Annotated in this window: 19 protein-coding genes and 1 pseudogene; 10 read left to right on the forward strand and 10 right to left on the reverse strand. The window is 69.3% G+C overall.

The features are described from left to right. Window positions 1-43: 43 nt before the first annotated feature. Window positions 44-3,097, reverse strand: coding sequence for a glycosyl hydrolase (locus K1T34_RS53805; protein WP_255637890.1), 3,054 nt, complete (start codon window positions 3,095-3,097; stop codon window positions 44-46). A 93-nt stretch (window positions 3,098-3,190) separates the two neighbouring features. Beyond that, complete coding sequence (locus K1T34_RS39655; protein ID WP_255637891.1) at window positions 3,191-5,272, reverse strand: alpha-L-rhamnosidase C-terminal domain-containing protein; 2,082 nt, start codon at window positions 5,270-5,272, stop codon at window positions 3,191-3,193. Between the two features lie 441 nt (window positions 5,273-5,713). Here K1T34_RS39655 and K1T34_RS39660 point away from each other — a divergent pair, with 441 nt between their 5' ends. The 4 genes and pseudogenes from K1T34_RS39660 to K1T34_RS39675 form a co-directional block, all read left to right on the forward strand. Next, entirely contained in the window at window positions 5,714-6,733 is a 1,020-nt protein-coding gene (locus K1T34_RS39660) for a LacI family DNA-binding transcriptional regulator (RefSeq protein WP_255638827.1), read from the forward strand. Window positions 6,734-6,894: 161 nt separating this feature from the next. Then, a complete protein-coding gene (locus K1T34_RS39665; RefSeq protein WP_220239840.1) occupies window positions 6,895-8,205 on the forward strand; it encodes an MFS transporter in 1,311 nt (436 codons plus the stop codon). Next, complete coding sequence (locus tag K1T34_RS39670) at window positions 8,205-11,018, forward strand: alpha-L-rhamnosidase (protein WP_220239841.1); 2,814 nt, start codon at window positions 8,205-8,207, stop codon at window positions 11,016-11,018. Before K1T34_RS39665 ends, K1T34_RS39670 begins: the two co-directional genes overlap by 1 nt. Before the next feature lie 25 nt (window positions 11,019-11,043). After that, window positions 11,044-11,271, forward strand: a pseudogene (locus tag K1T34_RS39675) (recombinase family protein); the annotation flags it as partial. Window positions 11,272-11,317: 46 nt separating this feature from the next. On the opposite strand, the gene K1T34_RS53810 reads toward K1T34_RS39675, so the two are convergent. From K1T34_RS53810 to K1T34_RS39695, 5 genes are all read right to left on the reverse strand, one after another. Continuing rightward, window positions 11,318-11,569 carry a hypothetical protein gene (locus K1T34_RS53810; protein ID WP_255638880.1) on the reverse strand — a complete coding sequence of 84 codons (252 nt, stop codon included), beginning with the start codon at window positions 11,567-11,569 and terminating at the stop codon, window positions 11,318-11,320. An 85-nt stretch (window positions 11,570-11,654) separates the two neighbouring features. After that, the gene (locus tag K1T34_RS39680) at window positions 11,655-12,857 is read right to left on the reverse strand and encodes an NAD(P)/FAD-dependent oxidoreductase (protein ID WP_220239842.1); all 1,203 of its coding nucleotides are present in this window, start codon (window positions 12,855-12,857) and stop codon (window positions 11,655-11,657) included. Continuing rightward, window positions 12,854-13,042: a ferredoxin gene (locus K1T34_RS39685; protein WP_220239843.1), complete on the reverse strand. Its 189-nt coding sequence runs from the start codon at window positions 13,040-13,042 to the stop codon at window positions 12,854-12,856. The genes K1T34_RS39680 and K1T34_RS39685 overlap by 4 nt, the downstream gene beginning before the upstream one ends. A 28-nt stretch (window positions 13,043-13,070) precedes the next feature. Next, window positions 13,071-13,994, reverse strand: coding sequence for a pyridoxamine 5'-phosphate oxidase family protein (locus K1T34_RS39690; protein WP_220239844.1), 924 nt, complete (start codon window positions 13,992-13,994; stop codon window positions 13,071-13,073). Window positions 13,995-14,024: 30 nt separating this feature from the next. Further along, complete coding sequence (locus tag K1T34_RS39695; protein WP_220239845.1) at window positions 14,025-14,486, reverse strand: VOC family protein; 462 nt, start codon at window positions 14,484-14,486, stop codon at window positions 14,025-14,027. Between the two features lie 158 nt (window positions 14,487-14,644). Here K1T34_RS39695 and K1T34_RS39700 point away from each other — a divergent pair, with 158 nt between their 5' ends. Continuing rightward, the gene (locus tag K1T34_RS39700; RefSeq protein WP_255637892.1) at window positions 14,645-15,217 is read left to right on the forward strand and encodes a CGNR zinc finger domain-containing protein; all 573 of its coding nucleotides are present in this window, start codon (window positions 14,645-14,647) and stop codon (window positions 15,215-15,217) included. Between the two features lie 339 nt (window positions 15,218-15,556). On the opposite strand, the gene K1T34_RS39705 is transcribed toward K1T34_RS39700, so the two are convergent. Further along, on the reverse strand, window positions 15,557-16,870 hold the full coding sequence (locus tag K1T34_RS39705; RefSeq protein WP_220239846.1) for an MFS transporter: 1,314 nt from the start codon (window positions 16,868-16,870) through the stop codon (window positions 15,557-15,559). A gap of 34 nt (window positions 16,871-16,904) precedes the next feature. After that, on the reverse strand, window positions 16,905-17,753 hold the full coding sequence (locus K1T34_RS39710; protein ID WP_220239847.1) for a sugar phosphate isomerase/epimerase: 849 nt from the start codon (window positions 17,751-17,753) through the stop codon (window positions 16,905-16,907). A 154-nt stretch (window positions 17,754-17,907) separates the two neighbouring features. On the opposite strand from K1T34_RS39710, the gene K1T34_RS39715 reads away from it, so the two are divergent. Further along, window positions 17,908-18,783, forward strand: a complete 876-nt coding sequence (locus K1T34_RS39715; protein WP_220239848.1) for a LysR family transcriptional regulator — start codon at window positions 17,908-17,910, stop codon at window positions 18,781-18,783. Window positions 18,784-18,874: 91 nt separating this feature from the next. Beyond that, a complete protein-coding gene (locus K1T34_RS39720; protein ID WP_220239849.1) occupies window positions 18,875-19,732 on the forward strand; it encodes an alpha/beta hydrolase in 858 nt (285 codons plus the stop codon). Window positions 19,733-20,009: 277 nt separating this feature from the next. Here the strand turns inward: K1T34_RS39720 and K1T34_RS39725 are convergent, their stop codons facing one another. Then, the gene (locus K1T34_RS39725) at window positions 20,010-20,900 is read right to left on the reverse strand and encodes a LysR family transcriptional regulator (protein WP_220239850.1); all 891 of its coding nucleotides are present in this window, start codon (window positions 20,898-20,900) and stop codon (window positions 20,010-20,012) included. Window positions 20,901-20,985: 85 nt separating this feature from the next. Here K1T34_RS39725 and K1T34_RS39730 point away from each other — a divergent pair, with 85 nt between their 5' ends. The 3 genes from K1T34_RS39730 (at window position 20,986) to K1T34_RS39740 (ending at window position 23,861) form a co-directional block, all read left to right on the forward strand. Continuing rightward, window positions 20,986-22,254, forward strand: a complete 1,269-nt coding sequence (locus K1T34_RS39730) for an FAD-dependent oxidoreductase (protein WP_255637893.1) — start codon at window positions 20,986-20,988, stop codon at window positions 22,252-22,254. After that, on the forward strand, window positions 22,251-23,033 hold the full coding sequence (locus K1T34_RS39735) for an IclR family transcriptional regulator (protein WP_220239851.1): 783 nt from the start codon (window positions 22,251-22,253) through the stop codon (window positions 23,031-23,033). The genes K1T34_RS39730 and K1T34_RS39735 overlap by 4 nt, the downstream gene beginning before the upstream one ends. A 66-nt stretch (window positions 23,034-23,099) precedes the next feature. Next, entirely contained in the window at window positions 23,100-23,861 is a 762-nt protein-coding gene (locus tag K1T34_RS39740; protein ID WP_220239852.1) for an SDR family NAD(P)-dependent oxidoreductase, read from the forward strand. The last annotated feature ends 5 nt before the right edge of the window (window positions 23,862-23,866 follow it).

Genomic DNA, 23,866 nt, shown 5'->3' on the forward strand with positions numbered 1-23,866 from the left:
GCGGCGCCGAGGAACTTCCTCGGCGCCGCTTCTGTTTCGTGGACTACTTGCCGCTGTACACGACGTAATCCTGGTACGGCGTGAGCGTCACTGGCCCGCGAAGCCCATAAGGCTGGCTCGCTGTCGACTTCTTGTTGTACTTCGACACTGCGTTGCGCAGCGTCGTGTGCACCGCGATCTGGACGGTGTTGGTGCCGGGGTGCAGCCAGCGGGTGATGTCCCACTGACGGCCGTCTGTGATCTGCGTGCCGACGACCTGGCCGTTGACCGTGATGTCGGCGGTTCCGTCGACGTGGCCGAGGTTCAGCTGCACACCTTCGGCGGCGTTGGCGTGCCAACCGTCGGGCAGGATGGTGTTGGCGGTGTAGGTGCCCACGCCGGACTCGCCGTTCAGCTGGGTGATGTCGCGCCAGTCCTTCATCTTGAACTGCTGGAACTGCGAATCACCGAGCCCGCTGGGAATCGACACCGTCGCGCTGCCCGTCGGCGTCACCGTCTTCACGGTCAGCCCCCACGGGCTCCACTGGTCGATGGTGGAGGGTCGGCTGGACGGGATGCCAGACAGCGGCTTGTCATCGTCCGTGCGCACCACGGCGTTGACGTCGGTCTTGCGGCCGTTGGACAGCTGGAACGTCTGCCCGCCGGATTCGGTCGCCCGGAACACGATCTTCCCGTTGCTCACGAGGAAGTTCCCGTCCTCGGGCAGGCTTCCGGTGACGTGGACGGCCGGCTTGGCGTTCGTGTTGATCGCTACGACCTCGGCTTGACCACCCTGCAAGGTCACCGGAATGCTGGTGCGTCCGTTGCCGGTGGCGTACTGGGCGATCGGCGAGATCGAGCCGTCCCAAAGGTTCATCTCCGCCGGCACACCCTGGACGCCGAACGACGGGGTGAACGTGACCGGGTGGTCGGACGGGTTGTAGAGGTAGACGTACGCGCCACCCTTGACCTCGCGCCACTGGGAGAGGATCTGGGTGCCGCCCGACGAGACCCGCGGAACGAGGCTGAGCCGCTTCAGCGCGCCGGCGACGTCGTTCTGGGTCGCCACCTTCGTTGCCGACGGCAGCTTCAGCGTCGCGGCGACGTTGTTCTTGACTTCCGCATCGCCCTTGGCGCCGCCGGCGTACGTGGTGTCGTGGTCGGGAAGCGAGCCCACGAACACGACGCGGACGCCCGCCTTCGCGGCCCGCAGCACGGCGGCCGAGGCATCGTGCGTGATCGACCGCTGATCGATCACCAGCGCTCGGTAGCCGCTGGTGCCGCCGAACAGTTCACCGTGGTCCGGCCGGGAATCCTGGGCCAGGCCCTGGGGGTCGAGGTACTCGACGGAGTAGCCCTGTTCTTCGAGCCGCTGGGCGTCGAACGGAGACTGGTGTCCGCGCGGGGAGAGGAAGGAATCGCTGTAGACCGCGACGTCGGTCTTCGCGGTGCCCGTCTCGAGAACGCTGGTGCCGCGCGCGAAGTAGCTGTTCAGCGCCGACCAGCTCGACCACTGCGGGAAGTTCTTGTCGTTCCAGCTATCGGTGACCGACTCGTTGAAGCGCGTCGTACCAGGCCACGCGGCGTCGGGCGCCTGGAGGGCGAAGCCGTGGATGAACGGCTGTGACACACCCGCGGCCCACTCCTTGCCCATCAGGTCGCGGTAGTCGTCGAGGTTCATGCTGTACGCCGGTTTGAAGAACGCACCGAGCTCCACGCTCAGCAGGTCACTGCCTCCCTGGTGCACGCCGGACGCGATCGTCTGCTGGAACGCGAGGGAGTTCCGCCAGGCGGGGTCGTCGGGCGAGATCGGCAGGTTCTCTCCGGCGTCGAGGGACTCCGTCTCCGACCTTCCCCCGAAGCTCTGCAACGAGCGGAAGCTGCGGATCGGTTCGAGGTCCTGCAGATACGCGGCCTGGGCCTTGTACTGCATGCCGTACTGCTTCGCCCAGTCCTGGAACACCTCGAGGTGATCGGCGATGTACAGGTCGGTGAGCGTCTCGTAGTAGTCGTGGCGGACCTTGCTCGCCGAGCCGTCGGTGAGGGAGAAGTCCGGTGTCGGCTCCTTGGGCGGGACGGGGAAGTCCGACTCGCCCTGCACGAACATCAGCGGCAGGTACTTGGCCATGTCGTAGCCGCGGCGGCCGCGGAACTCGCTTTCCATCTTCGGGGTCCAGAAGATGGAGGTGGCGTGCAGTTCGAGCGAGTCTTCGAAAAGGTCGGCGCCGGATTTCTTCAGCTTCGGCGCGTTGTCCTTGCCGATCTGGATCTGATCGAGGTCCTGCGTGGCCTTGCGTGAGGCGTCGGCGTCGAAGGGGTTGGTGTAGTTGCCCTTGTTCTCACGCGACCAGAACGCGAACAGCTCCCAGTCGCCCGCGGCGGGGGCTTTCCACGTGAGGGCACCGTTTTTCACCTGGGCGGTGAGGTCGGTCAGGGACTCGGGATTCAGCACCGTCGACTTCGCCGGCGGCTGGCCGGGTGTGGTGACGTCGGGCCCGGCGGACACGACGCGGGCCGCGGTGACCGCGACCAGCTGTGCGGGCTGGGTTTGCTGGGTGGCGTCGATCGCGGGAGGCACCGGCCCGGAGAAGCTCTGTCCGCCGGTGACGTGAGCTCGGCCGTACTGCAGTTCCTGCGACGCGAACCCACTGCCCACGCCGGTGCCGGGGGTCTGCACGGGCCATGCGGCGCCCATCGTCATCGACACCTTGATGCCGAGCTGCGTTGCTTTGTCCAGCACGTGACCGAGGATCGTGCGCTGCTCGTCGGTGGCCCAAGCGCTGGAGGAGAACGCGATTTCGACTTCGCCGAATCCGGCGTCGGCGATCACTTGCAGCTCGCGCAGGGCTTCGGTGTCGTCGAGCGGCTTCTGCCACCACCAGCGCATCGCCGGCTTGAACCGCGTGTCCGGGTGAGCGAACTGGGCGGTGGAGAGGCCGCCCGCCAGAGGTTGCAGGCCGTCGGTTCCTTGCGTCAGCTCAGTGGCCACCTGTGCGGCACTGCGCAGGTCCGACTGGGCGGTTCCGGTGGGCGCGAGAGCGACCAGCGCGGCAGCGGTCACCGCCGAGACGCAGATGGTCAGCAACGGCGACGTTCTTTTCGGTGGTTTTGCGAACACTTCACACCTCCATTGGTGCAGTGGTTTCGGCGTGGAGCGGGCCGTTGCGGAGATCGCACTCCACAACGGCCCGCTCGGATCGAGAAGGATCGATCAGCGCTGTGTCACCGTGATCTGGTATGTGCCACCAGGAACGGTCAGGACCACGGAGCCGTCGGACGTCTTCGCCCGGGAGCCGAGTTCCTTGGCAGCGCGGCCGTTGACGGTGATCACCGAATTACGGCCGACCGGAACCGTGATGGTCCCGGTGGTGTGCGCGGGAGTCTGCGCGGTGAGCGTGAACCGGCCGGACTTCGGATCGGAGGTCCACTCGGTCTTGATGGTTCCGTAGGCGGTCGGCACGGCGCCGCTCGCCCAGCGGACCGTCCCGGGGCGCGGGGCGATGCTCCAGGACTGGTAGCCGGCACTCACGGCAGTCACACCGAGGAGCTGCTCGGTCAGCTGCACGGACGGCGACGCGGCCCACCCGTGCGCGAGGCTGGCCGTCGCGCGGTTGACGCCACCGGCACTGTTCTTGAACTCCCAGAACGCACCGGTGTAGAGGGGGTTCTTCTTGTCGATCATCGGGCCCCACGTGCGCCGCATGAGATCCAGCGCGCCGGCGGTGTCACCGGCGGCGAACCGGCCGGCCGTTTCCATCCCGTTGGCGAACGGCTCGATGGTGTGCCCGGTCGGGTCCTGAAGCCCGGGGCCCATGATCGCGCCGTACGGCGTCCACAGTGTCTTCATGGCCGCGAGGACACCGGCTTCCTTTCCTGCCGGGACGAAGCCGTATTGCAGCGCCAGTGCGTTGGCGTCTTCGACGAGGACGTCGGGCTTGCTGCCGCTCTGGCCGTACGCGCCCAGCGTCGAGTTCCACAGCTTGCCCATGACCGCGATCTTGATGGCGTCCGCCTTCGCGTCATCGGCGTCTGCGAGGGCGGCGGAGCCGGCAGAGCGTTCGAGCCACGCCATCTCCTTGAGGAGGATGTAGTAGTCGATGCTGTACTTGGTGACTTCGCCGGTCTGGCTTGCCTGCCAGTAGTCGCGGTCGTTGGAGACCACGAGGTTGTCGGCCGTGAGGAACGTGTCGTTGTAGGCGAGTTCCTTGCGCAGCGCGGGAAGCGCCGCGGTGATGTAGGCCTTGTCCCCGGTGTAGCGGAAGTAGTCGATGAACGCGCGAGCCCCGTACCCCGAGTAGTTGTTCGAGTAGAACAGGGGCGAACCCGCGGGCGAGGTGCGCTTCGAGAAGTCCGGTGACCCGGGGAACGCACCGTCCGTACGCTGGGTGGCCAGCAACGTGTCGAGCGACGATTTCACGTACGGCGCCCCTGCGTTGCCGAGACTGGTCAGCAGGGTGGGGATCTGCACGAGCAGGTCGCCGGTCCAGACGCTGCGGTCGCGCTTGGCGCCGTCGTAGATGCGGGCGTCGGGAAGGCTGTTGAGCCCGGGCGCCTTCATGTTCATCTGCAGCGTGTACGCGCCGGAGTACCACATGCGGTTCAGCTGGTCGTCGCTGGAGAGGAACCAACCCTGGTAATCCGCCGGCGTCGCGCGGAACGCCTGGAAGTTCACGCCGAGGGAGGAGAGGCTGACGCTGCCGGGGGAGGAGACGGTGAGCAGGGCGAACCTGAAGCCGCCGTGGAATCCGCCCGTGAGCCGTCCCGCTCCGGTGGGCTGGAAGGTGTCCGGACCGCCGACGCCGGCGAGGCCGCGGGACTCGTCGGAGCTCGGCGCCCCCGGTGAGGTGGAGACGGCGGTGCCCGTGGCGAGATCCGACGGCAGCGCGGGTTTGACGGTCACGGTCCGGGCCGTGCTGTCGAAGGCCGTGATGGTGCGGGTGACGGGTTTGCCGCCGGCCGTGGTGAAGGTGATCGTGTTGCCGACCTCGAGGTTCGCTGCTGAGGCCAGGGTGACCTGGGTGGCCCCATCGGCCGCAGCCGTGGACACCGTCGTCGCGGCGGGCGTGCGGATGTACTGCCGGGCCTCGGACGTGACCAGGGTCAGGGTGGGGGAGCCGGTGACCTTCGTGAGATCGAGATAGGGCGTCCCGCCGACTTCCTTGCCGAAGTCGAGCAGGATGGACGCCGGCGCGCCGCCTGCCTTGGTGGTGAGCGTCGTCGCCGGGCCGTGCGCCTTCAGCAGGGACTGCGGGTGGGTGACGTCGCCGCGGCCTTCGGCCTGGACCGGGTGCACGTCAGGCGTCGATGGGCCGAGAACGTAGGACTTCCAAGCGGACGTGTTCAGACTCGGTGCGCCGTCGGTGTGGAAGCCGGTCGCAGACGCCTGACCAGGGGTGGTGACGAGCGCGGGGGTGACGGCGGCGAGGACTCCGACGGTGGCCCATCGGCAAAGCAACGACGTTCTCGATCGAGTGAATCGTTTCAATTCGACTGCCTCTTTCTCCCCGTTGAGTGGAGGGATCGGTGGGGACGGTACGAACGAGCCGCGCCCTGGTGCGGGCGGACAGGGGAAATCTTGAGGACCGTCCGGATGAGGAGCAAGGATTTGTCCGGATCCGGACGCAAGCTCGGTCCGGCCGACCTGGTGTGGGGCGAGCCGGCATCACCCGCACCTGCACTAACATGGACTTGAAGGTCGTGAGGGGAGAGGAACAGTCGGCTGAACAGGATCACCATTCGGGACGTCGCGGAGCTGGCGAGGGTGTCCCCGGCCTCGGTCTCGAACTACTTCCACCGGCCGCGGAAGCTCTCCGAGAGCACGCGGCAGCGGATCCGACAGGCGGTCGACACGCTCGGCTTCGTACCCAACGACGCCGCGCGTACCCTGCGGACCGGCGTCAGCCCGGTCATCGGTTACATCGCGTTCGAGCTCGCCGGCGCCACCACCCCGGAGATCGCCGCCGCCATCGAGCGGCGGGTGTCGGCCGAGGGCATGTACATGCTGATGGCCAACGACACCGGGTCCGAGCAGCGCGAACGCAGCTACCTGCAGCTGTTCGCCAAGCAGCAGGTGAGTGGCGTGATCATCGCCCCCGTGGGCAACGTGGAGGCCGAACTGTCCCGCATGCGCGCCATCGGCATCGCGAGCGTGCTCAGCGCACGCAGGGCAGAATCCCCGGCTCAGGCGTCGGTTTCGATCGACCACGTCGCCGGCGGCCGGCTGGCTGCCGCGCACCTGATCGAGCAGGGACGCAAGCGCATCGGCTTCGTCTCCTCGTCACTCGAGCTCAAGCAGGTGGCCGACCGGCTCAACGGCGCGCTGTCCGCCGTCCATGCGGCGCCCGGCGTCACGCTCGAGGTGATTCCGGTGCCGGAGCGCTCGGTCGAAGCCGGGATCGCCTGTGCGGAGGCGCTCGTGAGACGCCCGGCCACGGAACGCCCCGACGCGTTGTTCTGCGCCAATGACCTGCTGGCCATCGGCGTCGTGCAGGCCTTCGTCGGGGCGAACGTCGTCCGTGTGCCGGCCGACATCGCCGTGGTCGGGTACGACGACATCGAATTCGCTCGGTCCACGATCGTGCCGCTGACCACGATCAGCACTCCGCAAGCGGAGCTGGGGACCGCCGTGGCGGACTTGCTCTTCTCTGAGATCGACGCGCTGAACTCGGCCGGCAACGCGCCCGGCGGGCTACCCCGGCCGCAGATCGAGTTCTCCCCTGAGCTGGTCGTGCGGGCGTCCACCGTCCCGCAGTGATGTCCGCCTTCGGGCAGTCCAGCCATCGCGTTATTGAATCGTTTTACCTCATCGTGCTCTCCTGCCTTGACGGTACCCAGAGGTCATGTGGTGTGATGCCTCCCGCGCCGAGGTAAAACGTATTACCAACAGCGTGCTGCTTCGACGAAGAAGGAGATCTCATGGCCGAGAACAGCGCCGCAGGAACCGCCGTGCTGCAAAGCAGACACTGGATGCTCGCGGTCGCCGCGGGAATGGCGTCGCTCCTGGACTCCGGGGCGATCATCTCGGTGGGTTTGGGCCTGGCGCTGTGGAAGAAGGCGTTCGATCTCGACGTGTGGACGGTCGGGGTGCTCGGGTCCGCGTTGACGCTGTTCATCGCCGTCGGCTCGCTGACCGGTGGGCGCCTGGCCGACCTCGTGGGCCGCGGCCGGATGTTCTCGCTGACGATCCTGGTGTACGCGGCCGCGGCGGTGACCGTGGCGCTGGCGCCCAGCGCGCCTGTGCTCGTGACAGGCGTGATCGTGCTGGGCATGGCCGCTGGTGCCGACCTGCCGACCTCGCTCGCCGTGCTCTCCGAGCGGGCTCCCGAAGGAACGCAGGGCCGTCTCGTCGCCTTCACCCATGTGATGTGGACGATCGGCGTCGTGATCGCGACGCTGCTGGGCTTCGCCGTGTCCGGCCTGGGTGTGCCCGGCATCAGCCTGATCTTCGGCATCCTCGCCGTGCTGGCAGTGGCCACGTTCGTGTTCCGCTCGTTCTACCCGCCCTTCCGCCGGCTCGAGCAGGAGGCGCAGGTCCGGTACACCACCGCTGGCGTGGACCCCGACAAGGCCTTGCCGGTCGGAGCCTTGCTGCGCAACCGGACTTCGCTCCTGCTGATCGCGCTGACCGCGCTCTTCTACCTGTTCTTCACGTTGGTGGCCAACACCTTCGGGTCGTTCAAGACCTACTTCCTCGTCACCGTCGGCGGTACGACCCAGACCGTCGCGACGGGACTGTCGTTCGGCACCACCCTGGTCGGCCTCGTTGGCACGATCGTGTTCACCCGCATCGCGGACACGAAGTGGCGCAGCCGGTTCTTCGCCACGGGCGTGGTGGTCTTCATCGCCTGCCAGCTCCTGATCGCCGTCACCGGCGGCGTCGTGTTGCCGGCGATGATCGCTGCGTTGGTGCTGTACAACGTCTCGTTTCCCTTTGTGGGGGAGGCGCTCTACAAGATCTGGACCCAGGAGTCGTTCCCGGTCAACGCCCGCGCGACGGTGCAGGGCTTCACGATCGCGATCGCCCGATTCATCGCTGCGGCGTTCGCGCTCGTCACGCCCGCGCTGATCGCGTGGAGCCCGGCCGGCCTGTACTACCTGCTCGCTGTCTTCGCGCTGGTGTCCGGCCTCGTCGGAACGCTCATCATCCGCCGCCTGCGCACCGGGTCCGGCCCAGCGCCGGCTTCGCCGTCCAAGACCAGTGCCCTCACCGCCAAGGAGGCTCTTTGATGACGAGTGACGCTCCCGTCACTGTCAACGCTCCCCGCATCGGCTCGTCCGCCGAACCGTTCGTGGCGACCGCGTCCCCGCGGCTGTCGTGGACGGTGATGGCTGGCGCGGGCAACTGGGTCCAGGCGAGCGCGGAGGTCGAGCTCGCTCTCGGCGGCGCCCGCACCACGGCGACGATCGAGGGCGACGAATCGGTCTTCGTCGCGTGGCCGTTCACGCCGTTGCATCCGCGCGAGACCGCCGGTGTCCGAGTGCGGGTGCGGGGAACCGACGGGTCGGTGTCGCCGTGGAGCGCACCGACCGAGGTGACAGCGGGGTTTCTCGGCTCCTCCGAGTGGCGTGGCCAGTTCGTCGGGTCCGGTTCGGACGAACCACACCTGCTGCGAACGAGGTTCGAGGTGCGTGGCCCGGTCCGGCGGGCCTTCCTCTATGCGACAGCCTTCGGCGCCTACGACGTCCGCCTCAACGGCACCGTCGTGGACGAGGCGGTGTTGAAGCCGGGGTGGACGAGCTACCAATGGCGGCTGCTGTTCGACGTCACCGACGTGACCGCCCACCTGCGGCAGGGGAGCAACACCGTCGGAATCGAACTGGCCGGTGGCTGGTACACCGAGGCGTTCGGGTTCCGCGATCGTGCCCGGCGGTTCTACGAAGGCAGCCCCGCGGCGGCGGCTCAGCTGGTGATCGAGTACGAAGACGGCACTGCCGACACGGTGATCACCGACGAGGACTGGCGGTGGTCGTTCGGCCCCGTTGTTTCGGCGGGCATCTATCAGGGCGAAACCTACGATGCGCGGCTATGCGAGCCGGGTTGGGCGAGCTCCGCAGCGGAAGGCGACGACGCGTGGAGCCCGGTGGCTCTCGTCGCGGTCCCGGACGTGCGGCCGGAACCCCGGACGAGCCCGCCGGTGCGCGTGATCGAACGACGCGACGTGGTGCAGGTCATCACCACCCCGGCTGGGAACACCGTTCTGGACTTCGGCCAGAACCTCGTCGGATGGGTGCGGCTCACCGTTTCCGGACCTCGCGGGCACACCATCACCCTGCGCCACGCGGAAGTGCTCGAGCACGGTGAACTCGGTACGCGGCCGCTCCGCAACGCCGCCGCCACCGACCGCTACACCCTCCGGGGCGACGGCGAGGAGACGTGGGAGCCAAAGTGGACGTTCCACGGGTTCCGGTACGTCGAGATCCACGACTGGCCGGGCGAGTTCTCGCCGTCCGCGATCTCAGCCGCAGTCGTTCACACGGACATGCGGCGCACCGGCGGCTTCTCGACCTCGCACCGCCTGCTGAACCGGCTCCACGAGAATGTCGTGTGGGGGATGCGCGGCAACTTCCTCTCGATCCCGACCGACTGCCCCCAGCGCGACGAGCGGCTCGGGTGGACCGGAGACATCCAGGTCTTCGCACCGACAGCGTCGTTCCTCTTCGACTGCAACGCGTTCCTGCAGTCCTGGCTGGAGGACGTGTGCCTGGAGCAGAAGGCGGCCGACGGCGTGGTCCCGATGGTGGTTCCCGCGGTGATCCCCCAGGTACCGGGCCAGCTGGAGCCGGTTGCCGCGTGGGGTGACGCGATCACCGTGGTGCCGACCGTCCTCAGTGAACGTTTCGGCGACCACGGTGCGCTGTCTGATTCCTTCGACGCCATGAAGTCCTGGGTGGACACGGTCACCGCGCGCACCGGAGGAAGTCCCTTGTGGGAGAGCGGAGTCCAGTTCGGCGACTGGCTCGACCCGGACGCCCCACCGGACCAGCCTGGCCGCGCCAAGACGGACCCCGGACTGGTCGCCACGGCCTACTACTTCCGGTCCGCCGATCTCACCTCGAAGGCCGCCGCGGTGCTGGGCCGGGTCGAGGACGCAGGCCGCTACGGCGAACTGGCCTCGCGCATCGGCGAGGCGTTCCGCGCCACCTACACCACGGCCGTGGGGCGCATGATGTCCGACGCGCCGACCGCCTACGCCGTCGCGATCGTGTTTGGTCTCGTCGAGGGCGAGCAGAAAGCCGCGATGGGAGAGCGGCTGCGCCACCTCGTGCGGGCGTACGGCTACCACGTCGCGACCGGGTTCGTGGGCACCCCGATCATCTGCGACGCGCTGACCGCGACCGGCCACGTGGACACCGCGGCGCGCCTGCTCGCTCAGACGGAGAGCCCGTCCTGGCTCTACCCCGTCACGATGGGCGCCACCACCATCTGGGAGCGATGGGACTCGATGCTGGAGGACGGCTCGATCAACCCGGGCCAGATGACGTCCTTCAACCACTACGCGCTCGGCGCCGTCGCGGATTGGCTGCACCGCGTTGTCGCCGGCTTGGCACCGCTGGCGCCCGGATACCGGCGCATCCGCATTGCGCCAACGCTGCTCGATTTCCTGGACGACGCGTCGGCCTGGCACGAGACGCCATACGGGCGCGCGTCTTCGGCATGGCGACGGGACGGCGAGCTGGTGCGGTTCGACATCGAGGTGCCCGCCAACGCCCGCGCGGTCGTCCGGCTGCCCTCCGGCGCCGAACACGAGGTCGGCAGCGGCACCTACACCTGGACCGAGCGGCACCCCCGGCCCAGGCGGACCCGCACCGAGCTCGGCCTCGACAGCGATCTGGCCACCATCGTCGACGACGTCGAGGCGTACCAGGCGGTGCTGGGGGCGATCAGCGCGATCGATCCCGCCCGAGCCGCCGCGTTCCGGCGCGCCACGAGGTGGACACCGGGGCGTTCGCTGCGCGATCCGCTCAGCCACACCCCGCTCGACGTGGTGGACGCCATCGAGAAGGCGCTTGCGGCGCTCCCGGTCGGCGAGCTGACGTGACATCGGGGTTCGGTGGCTGGTCCGTGTGCTGGATCAGCAGGCGTGTCCTTCGGAGTGTCGGCCAAATCAGAACCGACACAGGCTTGCCGATGGCTGGCAGGGCAGCACCATTCGTTCGACCCTGGAGAACCCCCGCTACACCGGGTACGCGATCTTCGGGCGCTGGACCAAGCATGAAACGTTGCTCAAGCTCGACGATGTCGGTGCCGGGCACGTCGTGCGGTTCAAGCGCGCGGATCCCGAACGCGTTGTCCGGTCACGACGACCTGCGCATCCTGAGATCGTTTCCGTGGAGACCTTTACGCAGGCGCAGTTGATACCGCCGGTCGCGTGCGGCCGGCGGTATGGGCGGCATTGCGAAACTCGAAGGGAACCGCAGCGCCACCAGGCACAGGTACCTGCTGAAAGGCACGGTGGATGGTGCGGCGCCCGGCCTGCAGGTCACGCGCGGCGACGCCGGCGGTGAGCAGGGCGAGGATCTCCGCGATCGCGCCGCCGTTGGTGCGGCACAGGATCGCGTCCGGGTCCTCGACAGTGTCCAGCGAGCTCACGAGCGGGCTGACGATGCCCGCGGCGCTGCCAATGGCGGCGAGCTCAGCGAGCGCCCCGCCCGGTGCCGGGCCGGGGCGCTCGGCCTCAGGGCGCGAACGCCTCGCTCGCGGCGTGGAGTTCGCGGCGGTACGCGGTGAGGCTACGGGTGCGGTTCACCGTCAGTGCACCGATCAGGCGACCCCGGCGAAGGTAGGTCACCTTCAGATGTCTGCCGGGCAGGTCGTGTTCGTGCACCAGCACCTCGTCGGCGAGGGTGGGGAGGCCAACGGACCGGATTCGCGCGCCGTGGAGGTCGGACCAGAACGAGGGTACCGCGGTGTGCGGCGCCGAGGTCGTGGGATCCAGCAGCGTGCGTGCGGCGGTGATGGCGTGCTCGGTGGCCGTCGTCCAGTGGCCGAGTGCGATGGCCTCGCCGCCGGCCAAGGGCTGGGGTACGCGGGCGACATCACCCGCCGCGACGACGCCGGGTACGACCGCGCCGGCCGGGTCCAGGGCACGGAGCCGGCTGTCGCAGCGGACGCCGTGGCCGAGGTCGAGGCCTGAGCCGGCAAGCCAGCCGGTGGCCGGCGTGCCGCCGAGAGCCAGCAGCACTGTATCCGCGGCGTGCTCCGTGCCGTCGGACAGCGCGACGGCACGCACCCGGTCGCCGTCGGCTCGGAAGGCGGTGACTGTGGTGGCGGTGCGGAGGTCCACACCGCTTTCCCGGTGCAGGCCGGCGATCCACGCACCCGGCGCGGCTCCGATGGCGCGTTCCAGCGGCTGGCGAGAAGCTTCCACGAGGGTGACGTGGGCGCTTCGGGCACGGGCCGCCGCGGCGAGCTCACCGCCGAGGAATCCCGCGCCGACTACGACGACCCGCCGTCCCGGGCGTAGTTCGGCTCGCACCCGCAGCGCGTCTTCGCGCGTGCGCAACGTGTGGATGCCTTGCACGGGACGGGGTTCCGGCCAGCCGCGCGCTCCGGAGCCGGTCGCGAGCACGACGCCGTCGTAGGGGAGGCCGGTGCCGTCGTCGAGGAGAACCACGCGTTCGTGCGGTTCGAGCCGGACCGCGGAGCGGCCGAGTTTCCACTGTGCGCCGAGGAGCTCGGGGACGGGCAGTGCCGGGTCCGGTGCCGTTTCGTCCGTGAGGACCTGTTTGGACAGTGGCGGCCGGTCGTAGGGCGGGTGCGGCTCGTCGCCGACGATCGTGAGGCTTCCGGTGAAGCCGTGGTCCCGCAGCGCCGCGGCCGTGCGCAGCCCGGCGAGCGACGCGCCGACGATCACCACCCGCGCGAGTGGTGCCGTCATCCGGCGATGGTGATCGCGCGGACGGGGCAGCTCGCTGCGGCCGCCGTGACCTTGTCGCGCAGTTCGTCGGAGGGTTCGGCGTCGTAGTGGAGGTAGTCCTCGTCGTCGAACGAGAAGACCTCGGGCGCAGCGAACACACATTGGCCGTGGCTCTCGCAGACGTTCATGTCCACGGTGATCCGCATGGAAGACTCCTGTTGTCGTTGGGCCCGGTCAGCGCACGGGCGGGTTGAAGCGGGAGTACGCGGGCGTGCTCCACCGCAGCGGGCTCGAACCGAGGACCTCGCGCACCGACTCCACGGCGAACTCGACCACCCGCTGGGCACCGGGGATGGCGCTCGCCACCGCGGGATCCCAGACGGTGCGCGCGGTTCCCGTGAGGTGCAGCGCCGAACCGGTCTCCCAGCCGGGGAAGAGCAGCCCCGCTGCCGGGTGGACGAGCAGATTGCCGAGCGTGAGGAACATCGCGTTGCCGACGTAGTCGGGCCAGCGCAGCAGCCGAGGGGACACGACTTCGACGAACCCCGGGTTTCCTCCTCGGTGCGATGCGTCCGCATCACCGGAGTCCGAAGTGGACGCAATGAAGAAGGTGTCCGCTTCACGAACGGTCTGCTGCTGCGCCGGGCTTAGGGAAGCGCTTTCGCAGACTTCGCGCAGGACCATGGAGTCGGTATCCGGGTCGAGGAATCGGTAGGTTCGCTTCTGCAGGTACTTGGGGCAGTTGGCGATGACCTGGTCGAGGTCGACCCGCAGGCCACTACCCGCCGCGACGGCGCGGCCATTGATCCGCATTCGTCGACGCGTGGCGGGCTCGAGCGCGATCATCCCGAGCCGCGCCGGTCGCCCGGAGGCGGCGGCCAGGATGTCGGTGAGCGGGTCACCGGGCTCGGGCAGCGCGTTGATGGTAAGCACGTGAGGGGTCGGCGCCTGCAGGAACCCCGGTGGGCCGGTGAGCTGGCTCGCCCAGACCCGGCCCGCCGCGTCCTGGCCGCCGACGAAGATCGCCGGTTGTTCCGTGAGGAACGCCGCGGCCACCTCGGGTACGGCGCTCCCGATGCCGCCGAGGGAGAACCGCGCCTGCTCACTGAGCTCGGCTCGGTCCTGCACCGCGATCTCCCCGGTGTGGTAGGTGGCCACGGCAGTCCTTTCTCTCTAACTGGGGGCGGCTCAGAAGAAGCCGCAGGTCGGGGCGCCTGCGACCGGGGCGGCTGCGGGGTCGGCGCCGGAGGGCGCGTAGATCTCGAGGCGGGTGCCATCGGGGTCGGCGAAGAAGATGCCGCCGGAGGTGCCGTTCTCGCCGTGAGGGACCACGCCGTCGTAGGTGAACTCCGCGCCGAGGCCGCGCAGGATCTCGGCCTTGGTGTTGACGTCTTCGATCGAGTCGACCTGGAACGACAGGTGGTGCAGCCCGGGGGTCTCCGGGCTGAAGGTGCCCTCGCTCTGCTGCCACAGAGTGACGAGGAGCTGGTTGTCGTGGCCGAGGAAGGCCCAGCGGCGGTCGCTCTCCTTGCCCTCCGCCATCACCTGGAAGTCGAACACCTTGCCATAGAAGGCGAGGGAGCGCTCGAGGTCGGTCACGTTCAGTCCGATGTGGCCGGTCGCCAGCTTCGTGGCACTGCTCAAAGTCATCACTTTCCTCGGGGTAGACATCGGAGCGAGACGAGCCTCGCTACCGGTGAAAGTGACATTAAAGGTTACAAGTCCTGGGTGTCAACCACTGATATCTGAATGAAGGGTTAGACTGCGTGTTGTAGCCCGCACGACCCGACCCTTGAAGGACCCTTGTGGTGACGCCAAACCCAAGCGCCGACCCCCGCCCGCTCGTCGGCGAGCCGATGTCGATCGACCTGCACAACACCCGCTGGCTCGACGACGCGGGGAACTATGACCTCCTGGACGGGGTCGACGGCATGGCGTCGTGGTTCACCGCACCGCTGGTGCGCCAGGCGCTGGGCAAGGTCGAAGTGCAGGTCGATGCCGCTACGCTCGACCGCTTGCTGCAGGCAAGGTCGGCCCTTGACGGACTGCTCGCGGCCCTGCCGAACCTCGATGCGGACGCGGTTGCCGGGGTGAACGCTGTGCTGGAGCACGGCCGGCTCGTGCGATCGCTCTCACCGGACGGCCCGGTGAGCACGCTCCGGCTGGACGATCCATCGTGGGGCCCGGCGTGGGTCGCCGTCGACGACTACCTCCGGCTGCTGGGGGATCGGCCTGAGCGCATCCGGCACTGCGCCAACCCGGAGTGCGTGCTGTATTTCTACGATGTGTCGAAGAACGGCACCCGTCGCTGGTGCTCGATGTCCGGCTGCGGCAACCGGGCGAAGTCCATGCGGCACTACCGCCGGGTGACCGGAAAGTGAGGCGTGACTAGCCGCGATCGCCGAGGTCGGGCAGGTGCCCGCCGCGTGCGATGCCGAGTAGAACTGCGCGCAATTCGGCCGAAGCCGCGGCGCGGAAGCGGCTTTGCGCGGCAGTCGATTCGACCGCGTGCTCGCGGGCCTGGCCCGCGACGCGGTGCTGCGGAGCACTGGCACCCGCGCCGGCGACTTGGCCGCGTGCCAGGCTCCGGCTGTGTCCGGCTGCTGCTGCGTGATCACAACCGGCTTCAGTGGTGCGGTAACCGGGTCGCCCGCTACCAGTCGCGGTTGCGCAGCGGCGAGCCGTCCTGAGCGCCAGGCGGCCAGGACAGCTCAGGCATCTCAGGCTTGCGCGCGCCGCAGTTCGCGTTCCGGGTTGGCGACGCAGGCGAAGAGCACTCCGGCCAGCGCCACGAAACCGCCGAAAAGCAGGAACGCCGTGGTGTAGCCGCCCTGCGGCGTGTCGGTGGCGTCGAGGATCACGCCGGTCACGAGTGGGCTGACGATCCCCGCGGCGCTGCCGATGGCGGCGAGCACGGCGAGCGCACCGGCTCGGCGCCGAGCGGGAGCGATTTCGGCCACGGTGGGCAGTGTGACGGTGTTGACGACCACGGACATCCCGTACCCGAACACCAGCAGGAGAATGGCAGGCAGCGCCGACGTCGTCCACGGCAGCAAAGTCAGCAGCAGCCCCGCGACAGCCACCACGATGCCGCCACTGATGCCGCGCACCTTGCGGGAACTGGTGCCCCGCCTGAGGAACCGGTCGGACACGGTACCGGCCACGAGTAGCGCGATGATCGCCATTCCACTCGGGACGGTGTACAGGAATCCCGATGCCGCGGCGGAAAAGCCGAGGCCGTGCTCGAAGTACGACGGCAGCCAGGTGTAGATCACAGAAGCGAGCGCGTTCTGGGCGAAGTACACGATGGCGGCCACCACGAACGTCGGGCTCAGCAACAGCCGCTTCCACGAGAGACCCGGACCGGCCACTGTGGTCTCGGCGGCCGGTTCGTCGGTCGTGTAGGGCCCGACCCGGCCGGCGAAAAACCAGACGACGACCCAAACCAACGCCAGGATTCCGACGGCCAGGAAGCCGCTGCGCCAGCCCAGGCTCACCACCACCACGGTCAGGATCGGTAGCAGCGCGACCTTCGCCAGCGCCGCGCCGCTGGTGATCAGCGACGCGGGGAGCCCCCGGCGATCGTTGGGGAACCACGAATACGCGACCGTGTGCGACAGCGGCACCACCGGGCCCTCGGCTGCGCCGACCACGAGCCGGCTGAGCACCAGCAGGAACCCGGCCACGGCAAGGAAAGCGGGAACCTGGCCGACCGCCCACAGGACACCGCAGATCAGGAGCACCACTCGCGGCGAGAGCCGGTTCGACAGCAGGCCGATCACCAGGCAGGCCGCGACGAGCAGCACGTACGACGCGCTGCTGATCGTGCCGAACTCCGTGGCGGTGAGCCCGAACTCCTTCTGCACGGGCGTGGCGACCAGGCCGACGAGCGCTTTGTCCAGAAAGGTCACCACGGTCGCGCCGACCACGGCAGCCGTGGTCGTCCAGGCACGCAGCCGGCTGGGAGCCGCGGGGTCCGGCGTGGTCAGTGGCGGGTGGTCGGTCTCGCCGGTGGCGGGACTGTTCAGCGACATGGGTCGCGGCCTCCTCGTTGAGGGAACGAACGGATCAGAGCGAGTGAGCGGCGGACTGCCGCGCGGCGAGATCGGTGAGAAGTTCCGCGTTGAAGCGCGCGGTTTCGGTGGGCGGGCGCAGTGTGCTGAAGTCCTCGAGGCTGACCCAGCCGTCGTAGCCGACGTCCTGCAGCGCCGTGAGCAAACCGGCGACGTCGACCACACCGTCGTCCAGCGTCGACCACCGCGACTGCCAGGGACCGCCTTCGACCGGCCGGGTGTAGGCGACGTTCTTGAGGTGGACGTGCGCGAGGTGCGGACCGAGCAGGTCGAAGGCAAGGCGGTGGTCCTCGTAGCCCTCGATCGCGAGGTTGCCCGCGTCGTAGATCACGCCGAGCCACCGGGGATCGAACTCGCCGACCAGGCGGTGGCCCAGCGACGCACTGGGCGCGATCGATCGCTGGTGCAGCTCGAGCAACGCGCGCACGCCGTGGTCGCGGCCCAGCCGCTCCAGTACTGCGAAGAAGCCGAGTGCTTCGGACAGCAGTTCGCGGTAAGGGCGGCCGTCGCGCCAAGGCGCGCGCACGCGGATCCAGGGCACGTCCGCGTCGGCCGCCAGCTCGAACGCGAGGTTCGCCCCCTCGTGGTCGCCGGTGTCGAGGTAGGTGTCCAGGCCGAGCACGCTCAACCCGGCCGAGTGGCTGAGCTCCACGGCGCGGGCCACGTCGTGGAGCGTGGGCGCGACCGTGCACCGGTTGTAGCCGAAAAACGACGGCGCACCGGCGGCAGCTCTGTCCGGCGCGATCCGCCACTCGATCCCGGTGTAGCCGAGGTCGCGCACCGCGCCGACCGCCTGCTCCGGGGTTAGATCCGGGAGGCAGACCGAGCAGATGCCCATCTTCATCCAGGTACTCCAACGGGTTATCCCCATCGACCGAATCCGGTCTGGGGGCAGGGAAATGTGATGTGCAAGCCAGTACAGTCGCGCAGCCCGGCGGATGTCCAAGACTCTGTCGACATGGCTGGTTATGCTTCTCGGGCATTGATCGGAGGCGTCCGTGGAACTACGACATTTGCGCTACTTCCTGGCCGTGGCCGAGGCCGGGTCGTTCAACCGGGCAGCCGCGCAGCTGCTCGTCGCGCAGCCCTCGCTGAGCCGCCAGATCAGGGCGCTGGAACACGAGCTGGGCGAGGAACTGTTCGCGCGCACGCCGCAGGGGGTCACGGTGACCGCCGCCGGGCAGGCGCTGGTGGGGCACGCCCGGCACCTGCTGGCCTTGCAGGCGGCCACGCGCGAGATCGTTTCGCAACACGAAACCCCGCACGAGCGGGTCGCCCTGGGCATCCCGCCCGGTCTGTCTGCGACGTGGCTGCTGCAGGTGGTCCGGGAGGTCGGCCGTGCGGTGCCGAGGTGTTCTCTCGACCTGGTGGAGGCGAGCAGCGCCCGCCAGCTCCTGTTACTGCGCGAGGGCCGGCTCGACGCCGCGATCGTCCACCAGAGGCCGGCCGAAGGCGTGGTCGGCCGGATGGTGTGGCAGGAGTCGTTCGGGATCGCCGTGCGGCCCGGGCATCCGCTCGAGGCCGCGGCGGAGCACCGGCTCGCCGATCTCGACGGCCGGCGGGTCCTGATCCATTCCCGCGAACAGGTACCCGGCCAGCAGGAAAGCCTGCTGGCCGCGACGCTCGCGGCCGGAGTGCATCCGGTGTGGCTGTTCGGCGAGTTCGTCGAGCACGCACGCGCGTCCGCCGAGGCGGCGCGCGCCGAGGTCGCCGTGGTCAGCTCCTACACCGCGGGCCAGCAGCTGCCCGACTGGCCGTGGGCTCCGCTGCGCGATCTCCCGATGGCGCTGACCACGTGGGTGATCCGCCGCACCGACAGCAGGCTGATCGTCGGTGAGGTCATCGAGGTGATCGCGGACCGGGAAGTCGGCTGACCACGCCTTTCCGCCCGGCGGAAGCCGTTCGTGACGTCTCCGGCAGGCGAGTCCTAACGTCGGCAGTGAACCGAGACTGGAGCAGGCGGACATGGTCGAAACCCGATATGCGGACCTGGACGAGGTCCGGCTGAGCTACCGGACGATGGGCGAGGGCCCCGAGCTGGTCGTGCTGCTGCACGGCTGGCCGCAGACCGGCCTGTGCTGGCGGCATGTCCTGCCGGCGCTGGCCGAGCGTTACACGGTCGTCGTCCCGGACCTGCGCGGCTACGGTTCTTCGGGGCTCGCGGCGACCGGGTACGACAAGCGAGCGACAGCTGCGGACCTGCATCAGCTGATCGTCCACTTGGGACACGGCTCGGCGCTGGTGGCCGGGCACGATCGCGGCGCGCGGGTCGCGCACCGCTGGGCGCTCGACCACCCGGGCGACGTGCGGCGGCTGGCATTGCTCGACATCCTGCCGACCCGCGAGGTGATGACCACCTACGACCGGCGCTCGGCGACCGCCATGTGGCACTGGTTCTTCCACCTGCAGCCCGAGCTCCCCGAACTGCTGCTCGCCGGCAACGTCGAGCCGTACTTGAACTTCTTCTTCCGCCGTCCCCGGGCGTCCGGCGCGATCGACGACGAGACCTTCGAGGAGTACGTTTCGGCTTTCAGCGAGCCCGGGCACCTGCGGGCGTCGCTCGAGGACTACCGCGCCGGGTTCGGTGTGGACCTCGACCTCGACGAGCGCGACCACACCGACGGGAACGTCCTCGGGCAGCCGCTGCTGCTGCTCTGGGGCGGCGACGGAGGACTGCGGGACAAGGACGTGCTCGGCGTCTGGCGGCAGTACGCCACGGACGTGCGCGGCACCGCGGTGGCCGAGTGCGGCCACTACGTGCCCGAGGAGCAGCCGGCGGTGGTGGCCGCTGAACTGCTGGCCTTCTTCGGCGAACGGGACTAGGGCGTGCCTGATAACGCGTTTGGCCAGGTGATCACAGCATGGAGGTCTGCCGCGGTGCGGTAGACGACGGCCATCTTGTCGTAGCGGGCGGCCAGGCCGCGGCACTGCTTGACCAGCTTGAAGCGGCGGCCCACGACGTTGCGGCATCGGCAGTCAACCGGGCCGATCCCGGTGGGCGACTGCCGCGCGAACCCCGGCGTGTGCCTCATCCGACAACAACTGAAACCGCGACACATCAGCATCCCAGCGACAATCCGCAGCCTTTGTCAGACGCGCCTCAGGCGGCGCGGTCCGCGACCACGGCCATCGCGTCGAGGCACTCCCGCACACCCGGCCGGTCGAGGTCGACCCAGACGGCCCACGTGCGGACGAGGGCGTTGACCTCGTCGGCGGGATCGAGCGGGATCCAGCGCCAGCCGGGGAAATGACGGCGCGCCGAGGTTTCGCCGACAAGTACGGCATCAGCGCCGGCCGTCTCCGCGATCAGGGAGCTGTGCTCCGAGAACCGGCGGAACAGCCAGGTGATCTTCACGTCCTCGGCCTCCACCGACGCACGCAGGCGCACCTCTTCACCGGGATTGTCCTGAGCGGAGTGGGCGAGCACCCGCATGCCTTCGAGATCGCGCAACGTCATCGTCCGCCTGCCCTCGAACCGCGAGCTGTCGCGGACTGCGCACCCGAACCGTTGGAGCACGACCAGGGACGAGTGCAGCTCCGGTGGGTCCACGTGCAAGAGCCCGATGTCGACGAGGCCGCCGAGCACGAGCTGGCGCTGCTCGTCGGTGGTCGCCTCGTGCAGTGACAGCTTGACCGACGGCGCCGCCTCGGCGAGCGCGCCGCGGAACATCTCGAACCAGCGGTGGGGGAGACCGGGCGGGATGCCGAGCCGGACCAGGCGCTCGGCCCGCTCGGCGGCTTCCAGGACTTCGGGGATCCGGTCCACCTGCACGAAGATCGCGCCGACGTGGGCGCGCAATCCCTCGCCGGCCGGGGTGAGCGCGGCGCCGCGCGCGCTGCGCTGGAACAGCCGGTACCCGAGGTTCCGTTCGAGCTGCGCGATCTGCCGGCTCAGCGTCGGCTGGGTCATGTGCAGGGCCGTGGCGGCCTTCGCGATGGACCCGAGCTCGGCGACCGTGCGGAAGTACTCGAGGTGCCTCAGTTCGACCATACGGGCAATTGTATGCCCCTGGGGCATATCTAAGCTGCTCAGTAAGCACTTTTTGGATGACCGCTGATCGGGACACGATGGACTCGTGAGCAGCAGCGAATCCCGGGTGGCCGGGGAGAAGTTCGACGTCGTGGTAGTGGGCGGAGGCGCGGCCGGAGTGGCCGCGGCGGTCAGTGCCGCGCAGACGGGTGCCCGCGTGTGCCTCGTCGAGCGCCACGGGTACCTCGGTGGCGCAGCGGTGGCGAGTTCCGTTCTGACCTACTGCGGCTTCTTCGACCGCTCGCACGGGCAAGTCGTCGCCGGCGTGGGCCAGCGGTTCCTGGACCGGCTCGACGAGCTGGACCTCTACCTCACGCACACCTCCGCCGAATCGGGCAACAAGGTCGTGCTCCTCGACCTCGAAACAACCAAGCGGGTCTTCGACTCCCTGGTCGTCGAGGCCGGGGTGACCGTGTTCCTGCACGCCACCGTCTTCTCCGCGAGCACGGTCGGCGACCGCGTCACGACGATCGCCGTCGCGCACCCCGGCGGGCGACTGCGCATCGAAGGTGACGCGTTCGTCGACTGCAGTGGCGACGGGGTGCTGCTGGAAGCAGCCGGTGCGGACGCCACGGTGCTGCCCGCCGAGGAGCGCCAGGCCAGCACCCTGGTGATGCGGGTCGGCGGAGTCCGCGAGGACGGCGATCTCACCCACGCCGGCATGAGCTCGGCGGTGTCGGCCTACCGGCGCGCGACCGGCGTCACGCTGCCGCGCGACCACGGCGTGACGGTGCGGCTGCCGGTCTCCCGGGAGATCATGGTGCTGGTCGCCGACCAGCACCGCGACGTGCTCGACGTGGCCGAAACGACGTCAGCCGAGATCGAGGGCCGGCAGCTGGCGATGCACTACTTCCGTGCGCTGCGTACCGGCATGCGCGGTTGGGAGTCCAGCTTCCTCGCGGCCACCGGGCCGGAGCTGGGGATCCGTGAGACCCGCCGCCTGGCCGGGCTCACCGCGATCACCGCGGACGACGTGACGACCGGGCGGAAGCGCCCGCACGAGGTCGTCGCCCGGGGCGGCTGGCCGATGGAGGACCATGCCGTGCCCGGTGTCGTTTCGCACCACGGGATCAAGGACGACGGCTGGTACGACATTCCCTACGGCAGCATCACTTCGGCTTCTCTGCGCAACCTCTGGGCCGGTGGCCGGCTCGTCAGTTCCGACGGCCGCGCCTACGGCTCGGTGCGAGTGATGGGCACCGCGTTCGCCACCGGGCACGCGGGTGGTGTCGCCGCCGCGTTGTTCGCGCGTTCGGGAGTGGTGCACCGCGCCGAGGTGCAGGAGGTCCTCCGGCAGCAGGGAGCGTTGCTGTGAGCGGGAACGCGCGCGATCCGGGCCGCTCCACCATCGACCGGCTCTTCACCTTGCTCGGGGTGCTCGGCGACGGCGAACTCACCCTCGCCGAGATCGCCCAGCGCTCTGGCCTGCCCCTCACCACGGCTCACCGGATCCTCGCCGCCGCCGAGGCCTGGGGCGGGGTCGAGCGCGATCCGTCGGGCACCTACCGGATCGGCCTGCGCCTGTGGGAGCTGAGCAACCGCTCCGCGGCGCCGGCTCCACTGCGCGAAATAGCGCTCCCGGTCTTGCAGGACCTGTACGAGGCCACCCGCGCGAGCGTCCACCTCGTGGTCCTCGATCGCGACAGCGCCCTCGTCGTCGAGCGCGTGGCCGGGCTCCGCTCGGTGGCTACGCGCGCCGAAGTCGGCGAACGCCTGCCGCTGCACGCCACCGCGGTCGGCAAGGTGCTGCTCGCGCACAGCTCACCCGCGTTGCTCGCCGAGCTCGGCAGCCGCGGCCTCCGGCGCCACACCCCGCATACGGTGGTCATGCCTGGCCGGCTCGCCGCTTCAGTGCGAGCCGCCCGCGACGTGGGGGTTGCGACTGCTCACGAGGAGTTCGCTCTCGGCGCGGCGTCGATCGCCGCCGCGGTGACGGGCTGCGACGGTTCCCTGCGAGCCGCGGTCGGTGTCGTGACGTACTCACACGTGACGCTCACCCGCTACGAGGCCGCGCTGCGGTCGGCCACGGACCGGATCTCCCGGCGGCTCGCCGCGCGCGAGGACCTCCCGGTCCTGCTGCGCCAGCCGGGCTGACGGCTCACGCCTGAGAAACCCGAAGAAGAGGAGAACCCCTGTGTCGTCAGGAAAGGACGGTGCGCGATGAGCCCCGAACGGGTCGCCGTGGTCACCGGTGGAGCCGGTGCGCTCGGCAGCACCATCGCCCGGTACCTGGCCCGCGACGGCGCGACCGTCGTGCTCGCGGACCGCGACGGTGACCACGCCGCCGCAGTCGCCCGCGAGATCGCCGAGGAGACCGGCTCAGCCGCGGTCGGCTGGGCTTCCGACGTTTCCTCAGACGAAGGCAACCACGCACTCGTCGACCGGGTGCGCGACACCTACGGCCGGCTCGATCAGCTCGTGAACAACGCCGCTTTGAACCAGAAGAGCAGCTTCGGTGAACTCGGCGAGCATGAGTGGCAGAGCGTGCTGTCGGTGAACCTCTGGGGTCCCGCGTCGCTGTGTCAGGCCGCGGCGCCGCTGTGGCGCGCGAGCGGCGGCGGCCAGGTCGTGAACATCGCGTCGCGAACGTGGCTCAGCGGTGGCCCGCTCGCGTACGTGTCGTCCAAGGCCGGCCTGGTCGGGCTCACCCGCGCGCTGGCCGTCGAGCTGGGACCGCTGGGCGTGACGGTCAACGCGGTCGCGCCGAGCACCGTGGCCACGTCGTTCGTCACCGATGGGCGCACGGGCGACGAGCTCGCCCGGCATCTGGAGCGGCACCGGCGGATGACCCTGCTGTCCCGGATGGCCACGCCCGCCGACGTCGCCGAAGCTGTCGCGTTCCTGGCTTCGCCCCGCGCCGCGTTCATCACCGGCGAAGTGCTGCACGTCGCCGGTGGTGCTCAGCTGGCGCCCGCCCCCTAGGGAGA

The sequence above is a fragment of the Amycolatopsis sp. DSM 110486 genome (genome assembly GCF_019468465.1).
Lineage (GTDB): Bacteria > Actinomycetota > Actinomycetes > Mycobacteriales > Pseudonocardiaceae > Amycolatopsis.